The sequence below is a fragment of the Streptacidiphilus anmyonensis genome (assembly GCF_000787855.1).
Classification (GTDB): Bacteria; Actinomycetota; Actinomycetes; order Streptomycetales; family Streptomycetaceae; genus Streptacidiphilus; species Streptacidiphilus anmyonensis.
In genome coordinates, this window is sequence record NZ_BBPQ01000021.1 from 14775 (window position 1) to 29423 (window position 14649).

15 protein-coding genes are annotated in these 14649 nt (G+C 73.5%); all 15 read left to right on the forward strand.

All coding sequences use genetic code 11. From position 1 onward, the window contains the following. A partial coding sequence (locus tag TR50_RS19635; protein WP_152648504.1) for an enoyl-CoA hydratase-related protein occupies positions 1–1284 on the forward strand: 1284 nt, incomplete at its 5' end. Between the two features lie 96 nt (positions 1285–1380). Further along, positions 1381–2457, forward strand: a complete 1077-nt coding sequence (locus TR50_RS19640; protein ID WP_042422822.1) for an NADH-quinone oxidoreductase subunit B family protein — start codon at positions 1381–1383, stop codon at positions 2455–2457. 64 nt (positions 2458–2521) lie between these two features. Then, positions 2522–4282 (forward strand): nickel-dependent hydrogenase large subunit, encoded by a 1761-nt coding sequence (locus tag TR50_RS19645; RefSeq protein WP_042422825.1) that lies wholly within the window; start codon positions 2522–2524, stop codon positions 4280–4282. After that, the gene (locus tag TR50_RS19650; protein ID WP_042422828.1) at positions 4279–4833 is read left to right on the forward strand and encodes a NifU-related iron-sulfur-binding protein; all 555 of its coding nucleotides are present in this window, start codon (positions 4279–4281) and stop codon (positions 4831–4833) included. The genes TR50_RS19645 and TR50_RS19650 overlap by 4 nt, the downstream gene beginning before the upstream one ends. After that, on the forward strand, positions 4830–5489 hold the full coding sequence (locus TR50_RS19655) for a DUF5947 family protein (RefSeq protein WP_042422831.1): 660 nt from the start codon (positions 4830–4832) through the stop codon (positions 5487–5489). Before TR50_RS19650 ends, TR50_RS19655 begins: the two co-directional genes overlap by 4 nt. Before the next feature lie 53 nt (positions 5490–5542). Beyond that, a complete protein-coding gene (locus TR50_RS19660) occupies positions 5543–6214 on the forward strand; it encodes a DUF6084 family protein (RefSeq protein ID WP_042423072.1) in 672 nt (223 codons plus the stop codon). Continuing rightward, a complete protein-coding gene (locus TR50_RS19665; RefSeq protein ID WP_042422834.1) occupies positions 6211–7641 on the forward strand; it encodes a hypothetical protein in 1431 nt (476 codons plus the stop codon). Before TR50_RS19660 ends, TR50_RS19665 begins: the two co-directional genes overlap by 4 nt. After that, positions 7638–8153 carry a hydrogenase maturation protease gene (locus tag TR50_RS19670; protein WP_042422837.1) on the forward strand — a complete coding sequence of 172 codons (516 nt, stop codon included), beginning with the start codon at positions 7638–7640 and terminating at the stop codon, positions 8151–8153. Before TR50_RS19665 ends, TR50_RS19670 begins: the two co-directional genes overlap by 4 nt. Positions 8154–8167: 14 nt before the next feature. Continuing rightward, positions 8168–8269 (forward strand): DUF6893 family small protein, encoded by a 102-nt coding sequence (locus TR50_RS50395; RefSeq protein WP_439654232.1) that lies wholly within the window; start codon positions 8168–8170, stop codon positions 8267–8269. A 143-nt stretch (positions 8270–8412) separates the two neighbouring features. After that, complete coding sequence (locus TR50_RS19675; protein WP_042422841.1) at positions 8413–8805, forward strand: hydrogenase maturation nickel metallochaperone HypA/HybF; 393 nt, start codon at positions 8413–8415, stop codon at positions 8803–8805. A 5-nt stretch (positions 8806–8810) separates the two neighbouring features. Next, positions 8811–9554 (forward strand): hydrogenase nickel incorporation protein HypB, encoded by a 744-nt coding sequence (hypB, locus tag TR50_RS19680; protein WP_042422845.1) that lies wholly within the window; start codon positions 8811–8813, stop codon positions 9552–9554. A 13-nt stretch (positions 9555–9567) separates the two neighbouring features. Further along, complete coding sequence (gene hypF / locus TR50_RS19685) at positions 9568–11910, forward strand: carbamoyltransferase HypF (RefSeq protein ID WP_042422847.1); 2343 nt, start codon at positions 9568–9570, stop codon at positions 11908–11910. 39 nt (positions 11911–11949) lie between these two features. Continuing rightward, positions 11950–12270, forward strand: coding sequence for a HypC/HybG/HupF family hydrogenase formation chaperone (locus tag TR50_RS19690; RefSeq protein WP_042422850.1), 321 nt, complete (start codon positions 11950–11952; stop codon positions 12268–12270). Next, the gene (gene hypD / locus TR50_RS19695) at positions 12267–13427 is read left to right on the forward strand and encodes a hydrogenase formation protein HypD (protein ID WP_042422853.1); all 1161 of its coding nucleotides are present in this window, start codon (positions 12267–12269) and stop codon (positions 13425–13427) included. The genes TR50_RS19690 and hypD overlap by 4 nt, the downstream gene beginning before the upstream one ends. Before the next feature lie 70 nt (positions 13428–13497). Then, positions 13498–14511, forward strand: coding sequence for a hydrogenase expression/formation protein HypE (hypE, locus tag TR50_RS19700; RefSeq protein ID WP_042423074.1), 1014 nt, complete (start codon positions 13498–13500; stop codon positions 14509–14511). Positions 14512–14649: the final 138 nt, after the last annotated feature.

The following is a 14649-nucleotide window of genomic DNA, read 5'->3' on the forward strand; positions in this document are numbered from 1 at the left end:
GAGCCGCTGCCGCAGGACCGCCCCGAGGTGCGCGAGCGCGTCTGTGTCCGGCCCCTGCTGCGGCAGGAGGAGCGCCGGATCGACTGGGAGCGGGACAGCACGGCGGAGGTCCTGCGCCGGCTGCGGTCGGCCGACTCGCAGCCGGGGGTGCTCGACGAGATCGACGGCGTGGAGTGGTTCCTGCACGGCGGCCAGGAGGAGGACCGGCTGCGCGGTGTGCCGGGCGAGCTGCTGGCGACCCGGGCCGGCGCGCTCTGCCGCGCGACCGTCGACGGCGCGGTGTGGATCCCCCAGCTGCGGGCCCGGCGCCGCCCCGGCGGCCCGCCCGCCTTCAGCCTGCCGGCCGCGCTGGCCCTGGCCCTGGCCGCCCGGGGCCGCACGGACCGGCCCCCGCTGACGCTGCCCGAGTCACCCGTGCCGTTGCAGCTCGCGCCCGGACGCCGCACCTGGAGCGACATCCGCTACCACGAGGAGGGCGACGTCGGGCTGCTCTGGTTCTCCTTCCCCGGCGGTGCCATGAGCACCCATCACTGCCGCCGGCTGCTGGCCGCCTACCAGGAGGCGTGCCGCCGCCCCACCTCGGTGCTGGTGCTGGGCAGCCGCCGGGACTTCTTCAGCAACGGCATCCACCTGAACGTCATCGAGGCGGCCCCGGACCCCGCCGCGGAGTCCTGGGCGAACATCAACGCCATCGACGACCTGGTGGAGGCGGTGCTGACCACCACCGACCGGCTGGTCGTGGCGGCGCTGGGCGGCAACGCGGCCGCGGGCGGGGTGATGCTGGCCCAGGCAGCGGACGAGGTCTGGTGCCGTCCCGGCGTCGTGCTCAACCCCCACTACCGGCTGATGGGCCTGACCGGCTCGGAGTACTGGACCTACTCGCTGCCCCGGCGGGTGGGCGCGGCCGAGGCGGAACGGATGACGCAGGCGGCCCTGCCGGTCGGCGCCGGGCGCGGCCTGGACCTGGGTCTGGTGGACCGGCTCCTCGACGGCCCGCCCGAGGAGTTCGCCACCGCCGTCATCCGGTCGGCCCAGCGGCTGGCGGCGACGCCGGGGACGCAGGCCAGGACGGCCCGCAAGAAGGCCGAACTGGACCTGCGGCAGGGCGAGAAACCGCTGCACGCCTACCGGAACGAGGAGCTCGCGCGGATGCACGCGATCTTCTTCGACCCCCAGCACCCGTACCACGCGCTGCGTCGCGCCTTCGTGCGCAAGGAGCGGCCCACGGCCACTCCGGAGCACCTGACGGCGTACCACCGTTCGGCGGTGTCCGGCTCACCCTGACGCGCCCCGTGAGCGCGCGCCACGGCGTGGCACACGTTATCCAGGAGTCAGGACGCCGTTGTCTGGCTCCGTACAACCTTCCCTTTGGAGGCATCCATGTCGGATGCGCAGACTTCCACCGCCACGGCGGACCGCGGGGCCGAAGAAGAGGCCCCGATCCACATCCTCTGGATCAACGCAGGACTGAGCTGCGACGGCGACTCCGTCGCCCTGACGGCTGCCACGCAGCCGAGCATCGAGGAGATCGCGCTGCGCGCCCTCCCCGGACTGCCGAAGATCGCGGTGCACTGGCCGCTGATCGACTTCGAGTGCGGTCCGGTGCAGGGCGCGGACAACTTCATCGAGTGGTTCTTCAAGGCCGACCGCGGCGAACTGGAGCCGTTCGTCCTGGTGATCGAGGGCTCGATCCCCAACGAGGCCATCAAGCGCGAGGGTTACTGGTGCGGCTTCGGTGACGACCCGAACACCGGACAGCCCATCACCACCAGCGAGTGGCTGGACCGGCTCGCGCCCAAGGCGCTGGCCGTCGTGGCCATCGGCACCTGCGCCACCTACGGCGGCATCCACGCCATGGAGGGCAACCCGACCGGCGCCATGGGCGTGCCGGACTACCTGGGCTGGGACTGGAAGTCCAAGGCCGGGATCCCGATCGTGTGCGTTCCGGGCTGCCCGATCCAGCCGGACAACTTCGCCGAGACGCTCACCTACCTGCTCTACCAGGCCACCGGTGCCGCGCCGATGATCCCGCTGGACGACAAGCTCCGGCCCACCTGGCTGTTCGGCGCCACCGTGCACGAGGGCTGCGACCGCGCCGGCTACTACGAGCAGGGCGACTTCGCGACCACCTACGACTCGCCCAAGTGCCTGGTCAAGCTGGGCTGCTGGGGCCCGGTCGTGCACTGCAACGTGCCCAAGCGCGGCTGGATGGACGGCATCGGCGGCTGCCCGAACGTGGGCGGCATCTGCATCGCCTGCACCATGCCGGGCTTCCCGGACAAGTTCATGCCGTTCATGGACGAGCCCCCCGGCGGCAAGATCTCCTCGACCGCCAGCGGCATCTACGGCGCGGCCATCCGCAGGCTGCGCGCCGTGACCATGAAGACGGTCGACCAGGAGCCCAAGTGGCGCCACCGGGGCGACAAGCTGACGACCGGTTACCGCAAGCCCTGGTAGTCGGCGCGTCCGACCAGAACCGACCAGGCGTCATCGAATCGACGAGGAAAGAGCGCAGAGCACTATGGCGGCAGACGGCTTGCTGGAGATGTCCTGGGATCCGATCACCCGGATCGTGGGCAGTCTGGGCATCCACACGAAGATCGACTTCAAGCAGAAGCGGGTCGCCGAGTGCTACAGCACCTCGTCCGTCTTCCGCGGCTACAGCGTCTTCATGCGCGGCAAGGACCCGCGTGACGCGCACTTCATCACCAGCCGCATCTGCGGCATCTGCGGCGACAACCACGCCACCTGCTCGGTGTACGCGCAGAACATGGCCTACGGCGTGAAGCCGCCGCACCTGGGGGAGTGGTTGATCAACCTCGGCGAGTCCGCCGAGTACATGTTCGACCACAACATCTTCCAGGAGAACCTGGTCGGGGTCGACTACTGCGAGAAGATGGTCAAGGAGACCAACCCCGGCGTGCTGGAGCTCGCCGAGCGCACCGAGGCCCCGCACGCGGGCGACCACGGCTACAAGACCATCGCCGACATCATGCGCTCGCTCAACCCGCTCGAGGGCGAGTTCTACCGCGAGGCGCTCCAGGTCTCCCGCTACACCCGCGAGATGTTCTGCCTCATGGAGGGGCGCCACGTGCACCCCTCCACCCTCTACCCGGGCGGCGTCGGCACGGTCGCCTCGGTGCAGCTGATGACCGACTACATGAGCCGGCTGATGCGCTACGTCGAGTTCATGAAGCGCGTCGTGCCGCTCCACGACGACCTGTTCGACTTCTTCTACCAGGCGCTGCCCGGGTACGAGGAGGTCGGCCGCCGCCGTGTGCTGCTGGGCTGCTGGGGCGCGCTGAACGACCCGGAGTACTGCGACTTCACCTACCGCAACATGACGGACTGGGGACGGCGGATGTTCGTCACCCCGGGCGTCGTGGTCGACGGCAAGCTGGTCACCAACGACCTGACCCGGATCAACCTGGGCATCCGGATCCTGCTCGGCAGCTCCTACTACCAGGACTGGGAGGGGCAGGAGCAGTTCGTCACCCACGACCCGCTCGGCAACCCGGTCGACCCGCGCCACCCGTGGAACCAGCACACCATCCCGGCGCCGCAGAAGCGGAACTTCGACGACAAGTACAGCTGGGTCATGTCCCCGCGCTGGTTCGACGGCACCGACCACCTGGCGCTGGACACCGGCGGCGGCCCCCTCGCCCGCCTGTGGTCCACCGCCCTGTCCGGCCTGGTCGACGTCGGCTACGTCAAGGCCACCGGCCACAGCGTGGTCATCAACCTGCCGCGGACGCTCACCAAGCCGGAGACCACCTTCGAGTGGAAGATCCCGCAGTGGAGCAACGCGCTGGAGCGCAACCGGGCGCGCACCTACTTCCAGGCCTACGCCGCCGGCGTCGCCCTTCACGCCGCCGAGAAGGCGCTCGTGGAGATCCGCGCCGGACGCACCTCGACCTGGGAGAAGTTCGAGGTCCCGGACGAGTCCATCGGCTGCGGCTTCACCGAGGCCGTGCGCGGCGTCCTGTCGCACCACATGGTGATCCGCGACGGCAAGATCGCCAACTACCACCCGTACCCGCCGACGCCCTGGAACGCCTCCGTGCGCGACAGCTACGGCACCCCCGGCCCCTACGAGGACGCGGTGCAGAACACGCCCATCTTCGAGGAGAACCCGCCGGACAACTTCAAGGGCATCGACATCATGCGCGCGGTGCGCAGCTTCGACCCGTGTCTGCCCTGCGGCGTCCACATGTACGTCGGCAAGGGCAAGACGGTGGAGAAGATGCACGTCCCGACCGGCCTGAGCGGCCTGGCCGGATGACGCGCGTGACCGAAGCGAAGGCGCCCAACCCGCAGCAGACCGCGGCCCGCGTCGAGGAGCTGCTGGACCGGCTCGCGGCGCAGGACCCGGAGGCGGCCGCCACGGCGGAGGAGCTCGTGCGCGCCCTGATGGAGTTCTACGGCGCGGGCCTGGCCCGCGTCGTGGGGCTGCTGTCCGGGCGCTCGGGTGCGCCGCTGTCCGCGCTGCTCGACGACGAGGTCACCGCCGGACTGCTGGTCCTGCACGACCTGCACCCCGACGACCTCGCCGCGCGCGTCGGCCGCGCCCTGCGCGCCGCCGGGGCCGGTTCCCTGGAGTTCGTCGAGCTGGACGAGGTGGGCGGTCGGTTGACGCTGCGTCAGGCGGCTGAGAGTGGCGGCGGTTGCGGCTGTCCGAGCACCAACACCGCGCTGCGGGACCAGTTGGAGGCGTCGCTGTCCTGCTTCGCACCGGAGATCACCTCCCTGGAGATCGCCACCGAGCCGGCTCATCGCGAGCCGACGCTGCTGCAGATCGGCCGACGGCCCGCCGTCTCCTCGGAGGCCCGATGACCGCGGGTCTCCCGCCGGCTCCCGCCGCCGTTCGCGGCGGGCTGCGGCGCTTCACCGCGCCGCGCCCGCCCGCCGTCGAGCGGTGCGAGCTGTGCGCGACGCCGGTCGCGCCCGAGCACCGCCACCTCGTGGACGTCGAACGGCGGGCGCTCGCCTGCGCCTGCCCTCCCTGCGCCGCCCTGTTCGAGCGCGACGGCGCGGGCGGGGTCCACTACCGGGCCGTGCCGCGACGCTACCTGCACGACCCCGCCTCCCCGCTGACCGAGGACGCCTGGGCGCTGCTGCGCATCCCCATCGGCGTCGCCTTCCTGCTGCGCAACTCCGCGCTCGGCCAGGTCGTCGCCTGCTTCCCCGGCCCCGCCGGGGTGACCGAGAGCGAGATCGAACCGGCCGTCTGGGACCGCTTCACCGGCGCGACCCCGCTCGCCGCCGAACTGCTCCCCGACGTCGAGGTTCTGCTCGTGCGCCGCACCGATGGACACCGCGACTGCCACCTCGTCCCCGTCGACGCCGCCTACGAACTCGTGGGCCGGATGCGGCTGTTCTGGCAGGGCTTCGACGGCGGGGCCGAGGCCCACGCCGAACTCGACGCGTTCTTCGCCGACGTGGCCCGCCAGTCCCGTCCTCTCAAGCGCGCCACGGAGGCGGACCGGTGAACGGCGGAACGGTGGACGGCGGAACGGTGGACGGCGGACACGCGAGCAGCGGCCTGGACTTCGCCTGCGTCGGCGTGCGCGCCGAGCCCTACGCCGTGGGGCCCACGCTGGTGTTCCGCGTCAGGATCACCGCCACCGGCGAGGACCGGCGCGTCCACGCCGTCGCGCTGCGCTGCCAGTTCCGCGTCGAGCCCGCCCAGCGCGGCTACAGCGACGCCGAGGCCGAGGGGCTCGGGGACCTGTTCGGCGAGCGCGAGCGCTGGGGCCGCAGCCTCAACCCGATGCAGTTCGCGCAGGTGTCGGTCGTCGTCCCCGGATTCGACGGCAGCACCGAGGTCGACCTGCCGGTGCCGTGCAGCTACGACACCGACATCGCCGCCACCCGCTACTGCGAGGCCCTCACCGGCGGCGAGGTGCCGCTGCTGCTGCTCTTCTCCGGCACCGCCTTCCGCGGACGGGGTGGCTTCCAGGTCGAGCCGGTGCCCTGGCACAAGGAGGCCGTCTGCCGGATGCCGGTGGCCGTGTGGCGGGAGATGATCGACCAGCACTTCCCCGGCTGCGGCTGGCTGCGGCTGCCCCGCGAGGTGCTGGACGCCCTGCGCTCCTACCGCTCCCGCCACGCCCTGCCGTCCTGGGAGGCCACCGTCGAGCAGTTGCTCGACCGGGCCGGCGGGGACGGCTCCCCGGAATCCCGCGTGTTGACCGTCGAGGGGAGCCCCACGTGACCGCCACGGCCGCCGGCCCGTGCTTCGACACCGCCCGCGAGGCCGCCGACGCGGTGCTCTACGAGGGCTACGTGCTCTACCCCTACCGGGCCTCGTCCGCCAAGAACCGAATGCGCTGGCAGTTCGGCGTGCTCGTGCCGCCCGCCTACGGGCAGGACGTCGGCGAGAACGCCTGGCACCGCACCGAGTGCCTGGCCGAGCCGCGGGCGGACGCCGAACTCGTCGCCCAGGTGCGGTTCCTGCACGCGCAGCGGCGCACCGTCCAGCGCGTCGAGCCGGACCGCTCCTACCGCACCGTAGAGCGCCTGGAGCTGCCCGACAAGGTCCTGGTCCCGTGGGACGAGGGCGTCGAGGAGTGCGTGGAGTTCACGGTGCCCGTCGCCGAACTGCGCGAGCACGGCGCGAAGCCGATGGTCCTCCCGTTCCGCCGCCCGGCGGCCGAGGAGCAGGAGGACGTCCGCGACGAGGCGGGCCGCACCGTCGGGCGGCTGGTGCGGCGACGCGAACAGGTCGACGGCGTGCTGCGGCTGTGGGCCGTCGAACTCCCCGGCCCCTACCGGGTGGTGCGGCTGCGCGCGGTCGTGGAGAACACCGGCGAGTGGAGCCCCGGCCCCGGCGGCGCCGGTGACCGGGACGCGGCGCTGCCGCACGCGCTGCTCTCCGCCCACCTCCTCCTCGGCCTGACGGCGGGCTCGTTCGTGTCGATGACCGACCCGCCCGAGTGGGCCAAAGCGCTCGTCGCCGAGTGCCGCAACGAGCGCACCTGGCCGGTGCTGGCCGGGGTCGACGGCCGCGCCGACGTGGTGCTCTCCTCCCCGATCATCCTGGAGGACCACCCCAGGATCGCGCCCGAGAGCTGCGGCGCCCTCTACGACTCCACCGAGATCGACGAGATCCTCGCCCTGCGCACCGCCACGCTCACCGAGCAGGAGAAGCGCGAGGCGCGCGGCACGGACGAACGCGCCGCCGCCGTCGTCGACCTCGCCGACTCGCTGCCCCCGGAGATCTGGGAGCGCCTGCACGGCGCGGTGCGCTCGATGCGCGAAGTCACCGACGGACCGCCGGTCCTGGTCACCCCGGGCGAGGAGGAGAAGGCGTTCGAGGACCTGATGACGCCCCAGCTGCCCTGGTGGGACCCGGCGGCGGACCGCAGCGTCGACCCCGGCAGCGACCACGTGGTCGTCGACGGCACGCCCGTGCGGGCCGGCAGCCGGGTGCGGCTGAGACCCGGCAAGCGGCGCAGCGACGCCCAGGACCTGTTCCTGAACGACGCGTCCGCGCTGGTGGAGGCCGTGCTGCACGACGTCGACGGGCTGGTCCACCTCGCCGTGACCCTGGACGACGACCCGGGCGCGGACCTGCGCCGCGAACAGGGCCGGTTCCTGTACTTCCAGCCCGACGAGGTGGTCCCGGCGGAGGGGCGATGAACGGACAGCACCCCCCGCGCCGCGTGCTCGTCGCCGGCCTGGGGAACATCTTCCTCTCCGACGACGGCTTCGGCGTCGAGGCCGCCGGACGCCTCGCCCGGCGTGAACTGCCGCCCGGGGTCGAGGTCGTGGACATCGGCGTCCGCGGCGTCCACCTCGCCTACCAACTGCTGGACGGCTACGACACCGTCGTGCTGCTCGACGCCACCACCCAGGGCGGCGAGCCCGGAACGGTCTACCTCATCGACCACGCCGAGACCGCCGTCCCCGCCGAGGCCGTGATCGACGGCCACCGGATGACGCCCGACGCCGTCCTCGCCCTGCTCGGCACCCTCAGCGTCGGCACGGGCGGGACACGGCCGGGCCGCGTCGTCGTGGTCGGCTGCGAGCCGGCCTCGCTGGAGGAGGGCATCGGGCTGAGCGCGCCCGTCGCCACCGCCCTCCACGAGGCCGTCGCCGTCGTCCTGCGCGTGCTGGCCGAGGAGACCGCGACAGCCCTGAACCCGAACTGACCGAGGAGGTGCACATGTTCAAATTTCTCTGCGGCATGACCGTTCTCGCCCTGGCCGGCATCGTGGCGGCCAACCTGCCGGACATCAAGCGGTATCTGAAGATCCGCACGATGTGAGCACGTCCGAACGGTGGACCCTGAGCGGTCCGTGACGGCGTGGCGGAGTCATCGGCTCCGCCCGCCGTCCTGTAATGGACCAGCCGCACGGCCCGGCCGCGAAGCCGTGATGCCGGCCGCGGCGTCACGAGAGCGGGAGCGCCATGCACGAGATGTCGATCGCACTGGCCGTGGTCGGCCAGGTCGAGTCGGCGGCGCGCGCGGCCAAGGGGGACGACGACGCCGCTCCGACGGCCCGCGGCGTGACGCTGCGCGTCGGCGAACTGGCCGGAGTGGTCCCCGACTCGCTGCGCTTCTGCTTCGAACTCGCCTGCGCGGACACCCTGCTGGCCGGCGCGGAGCTGTCGACCGAGACCGTCGCGGGCCGGGCCCGGTGCGCGCCCTGCGACGCCGACTGGGCCACCGGCCTGCCGCCCGACCTGTGCTGCCCGCGCTGCGGCAGCGGGGCGAGCGAGCTGACCGCCGGGCGAGAGCTGGAGATCGCCGAGGTGCGCTGGGCCGAACCGGCGCGCGTGACCACCCCCGAGGAGGACTGACGCCCGTGTGCCGTGTGACCGAGCTGCAGCAGGCCGTGCTCGCCAAGAACGACCGGAGCGCGGACGACCTGCGCGCCCGGCTCACCGCCCGCGGCACCACCGTCGTCAACCTCCTGTCCAGCCCCGGCAGCGGCAAGACCGCGCTGCTGGAGGCGGAACTCAGACTGGCGTGTGAGCGCGGCGTCCCCGTCGCCGCGCTCACCGCCGACCTGGCCACCGAGAACGACGCGACGCGGCTCGCCCGCTCCGGAGCCCCGGTCAAGCAGGTCCTCACCGACGGGCTGTGCCACCTGGAGGCCGACATGCTCGCCGGCCACCTCGACGGCTGGCTGCCCGACCCGACCCGGCTGCTGTTCGTCGAGAACGTCGGCAACCTGGTCTGCCCCGCCTCCTACGACCTCGGCGAGACGCTGCGCGTCGCCCTCGCCTCGGTCACCGAGGGCGAGGACAAGCCGCTGAAGTACCCGAGCGCCTTCGGCCTCGCGCACCTGGTCGTGGTCACCAAGGCCGACCTCGCCGAGGCGGTCGAGTTCGACCGCGAGGGCTTCCTGGCGAACGTCCGGCAGGTCAACCCGGGCGTGGAGGTGGTCTTCACCTCCGCCCGGCGCGGGCAGGGCGTCGGGCAGATCCTCGACCGCGCGCTCGCCGCCCACGAGGCCGGCGGCCCCGCCCACCGTCCGGTGATGGCGACCGCGCCCCAGGCACACGGCCACCACCACGTCCACCACTCCCACGCCCACGTGCACTGAGACCGACGCCGCCATGACCGCTCCCACCGCCGCCCCGGCCGAACGCCGCCGCGTCACCGTCCAGGGCGTCGTGCAGGGCGTCGGCTTCCGCCCTTATGTCTTCGGCCTCGCCAGCGAACTGCGCCTGACCGGCTACGTGACCAACACCGCCGAAGGCGTCGTCGCCGAGGTCGAGGGCGCGGGCGGCGCGGTGGCGGCGTTCTGCGCCCGGCTCGCCGCGGAGGCGCCGCCGCTCGCGGTCGTGCAGTCGGTCAGCGACGAGCCCGTCGCGCTGCGCGGCGACGCCGCGTTCACCATCGAGGCGTCCCAGGCGGGCGGCGCGCGCCGCACCCTCGTCTCCCCGGACACCGCCACCTGCGACGCCTGCCTCGCCGAACTGCGCGACCCGGACGACCGCCGCCACCGGCACCCCTTCGTCACCTGCACCCACTGCGGGCCGCGGTTCACCATCGTCACCGGCCTGCCCTACGACCGCGCCAACACCACGATGGCGGGCTTCCCGATGTGCCCGCAGTGCGCCCGCGAGTACCAGGACCCGGCCGACCGGCGCTTCCACGCCCAACCGGTGGCCTGCCACGCCTGCGGCCCGAGGCTGCGGCTGCTGGTGGCCGGGGTCGACGGGCCGGTGGAACGCACCGGCGATCCCGTCGTCGCGACGCGGCGCCTGCTGGCGCAGGGCGCGATCGTCGCCGTCAAGGGCCTGGGCGGCTACCACCTCGCCTGCGACGCCGCGAACGGCCGCGCCGTCCGCGAGCTGCGGCAGCGCAAGGCGCGCGGCGCCAAACCGTTCGCGCTGATGGTCGCCGACCTGGACGAGATCGCGCCGCTGGTCCGGATCGGAGCCGAGGAACGGGCGCTGCTGACCGGCGCCCGCCGCCCGATCGTGCTGCTGCGCCGCCGCCGTGGCCCGGACGGGCCCGCCCGCGCCCTGGTCGCGGACGCCGTCGCGCCCGGCAGCCCCGACCTCGGCGTGATGCTGCCCTACACGCCCGTGCACCACCTGCTGCTCGGCCTGCCCGGCGACTCGGCCGCACCGCGCCTGCTCGTGATGACCAGCGGAAACCTGGGCGGCGAACCGATCGTCACCGACGAGGCCGACGCCCTGGTCAGGCTCGGCGGGCTCGCCGACGCCTGGCTCACCCACGACCGCCCGATCCACGTGCCCTGCGACGACTCCGTGGTGCGGGTCGTCGACGGCGAGGAACTGCTGGTGCGGCGCTCGCGCGGCTACGCGCCCTTCCCCGTCGCGCTGCCGTTCGCCGTCACGCCGACCCTCGCCGTCGGCGGCGACCTGAAAAACGCCTTCTGCCTCGGGCGCGACCGCCACGCCTGGCTCTCCGCGCACATCGGCGACATGGACGACCTCGCCACCGTCGCCGCGTTCGAGGGCGCGGAACGGCAGTTGGAGTCCATCAGCGGCGTCGCACCCGAGCGCCTCGCCGCCGACCGCCACCCCGCCTACCGCTCGGCCGCCTGGGCGCACCGCAACGCGGCCGGACGGCCGCTGCGCACGGTGCAGCACCACCACGCGCACATCGCCTCCGTGCTGGCCGAGAACGGCTGGGAGACGGACGCGGGCCCGGTCCTCGGCGTCGCCTTCGACGGCACCGGCTACGGCGAGGACGGCACGGTGTGGGGCGGCGAGGTCCTGCTCGCCGACTACGACGGCTTCCACCGGCTCGCCCACCTCGCCGAGGCGCCGCTGCCCGGCGGCGACGCCGCCGTCCACCGTCCCTACCGGATGGCGCTGGCCCACCTGCACGCCGCCGGGCTGCCCTGGACCCCGGGGCTGCCCTGTGTCGACGCCTGTGCTGACGACGAACGCCGGGTTCTCGCCCGGCAGTTGGAACGCGGACTGAACTGCGTGCCGACCTCCAGCGCCGGGCGCCTCTTCGACGCCGTCTCCGCGCTCGCCGGCGTGTGCCAGCACGCGCACTACGAGGCGCAGGCCGCCATCGAACTGGAGGCCGCCGCCTGCGCCTGGGACGGCCCCGAGCCCCAGCCCTACCGCTTCGCGCTGCGACCCGTCCCCGACGCGCCGCTGCGGATCGACGCCGCGCCCGTGCTGCGCGCCGTCGTCGCGGACGTGACGGCGGGCGTCGACGCGCGGCTGGTCGCGGCCCGGTTCCACGCAGGCCTCGCGGCCGCGGTCCAGGAGGTCTGCCGCCGCCTGCGCGGGCAGACCGGCGTCGGCACGGTCGCGCTCAGCGGCGGCGTGTTCGCCAACGCGCTGCTGCTGACGGCCTGTCTGCGGGGCCTGCGCGAGGACGGCTTCACGGTGCTGCGCCACCGCCTGGTGCCGCCCAACGACGGCGGGCTCGCCCTCGGCCAGCTCGCGGTCGCGGCCCGCCCCTGAACCACCGGAAACGAAGCAACGACGCGAGGAGAACAGCCCATGTGCCTGGCGGTGCCCGGCAAGGTCATGTCGATCGAGGAGAAGGAGGGGACCAGGATGGCCGTCGTCGACTTCGGCGGCGTCGTCAAGGACGTGTGCCTGGAGTACCTGCCCGACCTCCAGGTCGGCGAGTACACCATCGTCCACGTCGGCTTCGCGCTCCAGCGCCTGGACGAGGAGTCGGCGCGGCAGACGCTGGCCCTGTTCGAGGGCCTCGGCCTGCTGGAGGAGGAGTTCGGCGACCAGTGGGAGATCGCGGCCAAGGCCGCCGGCGCCGACCAGCCGGCGGACGGTCCGGCCGCGAAGGAGGCACGGGCGTGAAGTACCTGGAGGAGTTCCAGAACCCGGTCCTGGCCCGCCGACTGCTGGACGAGATCCACGCGGTGACGACCCGTCCGTGGGCGCTGATGGAGGTCTGCGGAGGCCAGACGCACTCCATCATCCGGCACGGCATCGACCAGCTCCTGCCCGAGCAGGTCGAACTGATCCACGGCCCCGGCTGCCCCGTCTGCGTCACCCCGCTGGAGACCATCGACAAGGCCCTGGAGATCGCCTCCCGGCCCGGGGTGATCTTCTGCTCCTTCGGCGACATGCTCCGCGTGCCCGGCACCGACCGCGACCTGTTCCAGGTCCGCAGCCGGGGCGGCGACGTGCGCGTCGTCTACTCCCCGCTGGACGCGCTGCGCGTCGCCCGGCAGAACCCCGAGCGCGAGGTCGTCTTCTTCGGCATCGGCTTCGAGACCACCGCCCCGCCCAACGCCATGACGGTCTACCAGGCGCAGAAGCTGGGCGTGCGGAACTTCAGCATGCTCGTCTCCCACGTCCGGGTGCCCCCCGCGATCGAGGGGCTGATGACCTCGCCGGACTGCCGGGTCCAGGCGTTCCTCGCCGCCGGGCACGTGTGCAGCGTCATGGGCACCGAGGAGTACCCGGAGCTCGCCGAGCGCTTCAAGGTGCCGATCGTGGTCACCGGCTTCGAGCCGTTGGACATCCTGGAGGGCGTGCGCCGCGCCGTGCTCCAGCTCGAACGCGGCGAGCACCGCGTCGAGAACGCCTACGCGCGCGTGGTGCGTCCGGAGGGCAACCCGGCGGCGCGGCAGATGCTCGCGGACGTCTTCGAGGTCACCGACCGCGCCTGGCGCGGCATCGGCACCATCCCCGCCAGCGGCTGGCGGCTCTCCGAGCGCTACCGCGCCTTCGACGCCGAGCAGCGCTTCGAGGTCGGCGACATCGCCACCGTGGAGCCGGCCGCGTGCCGCGCGGGCGAGGTGCTCCAGGGGCTGCTCAAGCCGCACGAGTGCGAGGCGTTCGGCACCGTCTGCACCCCGCGCACGCCGCTCGGCGCGACCATGGTCTCCAGCGAGGGCGCCTGCGCCGCCTACTACCTCTACCGCCGCCTCGGCGGGGCCCCCGGGTCGACCGCTGCCGTGTCGAGCCCTGCCGTGTCGACGGCCAAGGAGGCGAGCCCCGTTGGCTGACACCGTCGACATCCTTGCGACCGGGCCCGCCGACGGCCCCGACTTCTCCGGCTTCAGCTGCCCGGCCCCGATGCGGGGCGGTGAACGGGTCGTCATGGGCCACGGCGGAGGCGGGACGCTCTCGGCCGAACTGGTCCGCGACGTCTTCGCGCCCGCCTTCGGCGGCGAGCACCTCGCCCAGCTCGGCGACTCCGCGGTACTGAGCCTCGGCGGGGCCCGGATCGCCTTCTCCACCGACACCTTCGTGGTCCGGCCGCTGTTCTTCCCCGGCGGCAGCATCGGCGACCTGGCGGTCAACGGCACCGTCAACGACCTGGCCATGAGCGGCGCCGTCCCGGCCTACCTCGCCTGCGGCTTCGTGCTGGAGGAGGGCGTGGACCTGGACACCGTCCAGCGCGTCGCGCAGGCGCTGGGCGCGGCGGCCCGGCGCGCCGGCGTGGAGGTCGTCACCGGCGACACCAAGGTCGTCGAGTCCGGCCACGGCGACGGCGTCTACCTCAACACCTCCGGCGTCGGCCTGGTCGCTCCGGGCGTCGACATCCGCCCGCAGCGGGCCCGGCCCGGCGACGTCGTCATCGTCAGCGGCGCGCTGGGCGAGCACGGCATCGCGGTGATGAGCATGCGGGAGGGGCTGGAGTTCGGCGTCGAGATCGTCAGCGACTGCGCGCCGCTGGGCGACCTCGTGCGGACGCTGCTCGCGGCGGTGCCCGACGTCCACGTGCTGCGCGACCCCACCCGCGGCGGGCTGGCCGCCGCGCTCAACGAGATCGCGGCGGCGGCGGGCGTGGGCGTCACCGTCGACGAGCGGGCGGTGCCGGTGCCCGCGGAGGTGGCCAACGCCTGCGCGATCCTCGGGCTGGACCCCTGGTACGTCGCCAACGAGGGCAAGCTGGTGGCCTTCGTGCCCCGCGAGCACGCCGACGCGGCCCTGGCCGCGCTGCGCGCCCACCCGCTCGGCGCACGGGCCGCCGTGATCGGCGAGTGCACCGACCAGCACCCCGGCATGGTCGTCGCCCGCACGGGCCTCGGCGGCACCCGCGTGGTCGACCTGCCGCTCGGCGAGCAGCTGCCGCGCATCTGCTGAGCGGGCGTCAGTTCGTCGTCACGCCCCGCCCTGACGCCCCGTCGTCGCGCGCCTCCCGGCACGGTCGGCGGGGCGTTCGGGGCGGGGCGGCTCGGTCGGGTCGAGGGGGCGAAGGCGGAGGCCCGCGCGACCCTCGCC

What these genes read in the sequence shown, in the direction of transcription:
- hypF (WP_042422847.1), top strand. Translation starts at nt 9,568, where the DNA reads ATGACCGCTCCCACCGCCGCCCCGGCCGAACGCCGCCGCGTCACCGTC.
- TR50_RS19650 (WP_042422828.1), top strand. Translation starts at nt 4,279, where the DNA reads ATGACGCGCGTGACCGAAGCGAAGGCGCCCAACCCGCAGCAGACCGCG.
- hypE (WP_042423074.1), top strand. Translation starts at nt 13,498, where the DNA reads ATGCGGGGCGGTGAACGGGTCGTCATGGGCCACGGCGGAGGCGGGACG.
- TR50_RS19640 (WP_042422822.1), top strand. Translation starts at nt 1,381, where the DNA reads ATGTCGGATGCGCAGACTTCCACCGCCACGGCGGACCGCGGGGCCGAA.
- TR50_RS19670 (WP_042422837.1), top strand. Translation starts at nt 7,638, where the DNA reads ATGAACGGACAGCACCCCCCGCGCCGCGTGCTCGTCGCCGGCCTGGGG.
- TR50_RS19675 (WP_042422841.1), top strand. Translation starts at nt 8,413, where the DNA reads ATGCACGAGATGTCGATCGCACTGGCCGTGGTCGGCCAGGTCGAGTCG.
- TR50_RS19655 (WP_042422831.1), top strand. Translation starts at nt 4,830, where the DNA reads ATGACCGCGGGTCTCCCGCCGGCTCCCGCCGCCGTTCGCGGCGGGCTG.
- TR50_RS50395 (WP_439654232.1), top strand. Translation starts at nt 8,168, where the DNA reads ATGTTCAAATTTCTCTGCGGCATGACCGTTCTCGCCCTGGCCGGCATC.
- TR50_RS19690 (WP_042422850.1), top strand. Translation starts at nt 11,950, where the DNA reads ATGTGCCTGGCGGTGCCCGGCAAGGTCATGTCGATCGAGGAGAAGGAG.
- TR50_RS19645 (WP_042422825.1), top strand. Translation starts at nt 2,522, where the DNA reads ATGGCGGCAGACGGCTTGCTGGAGATGTCCTGGGATCCGATCACCCGG.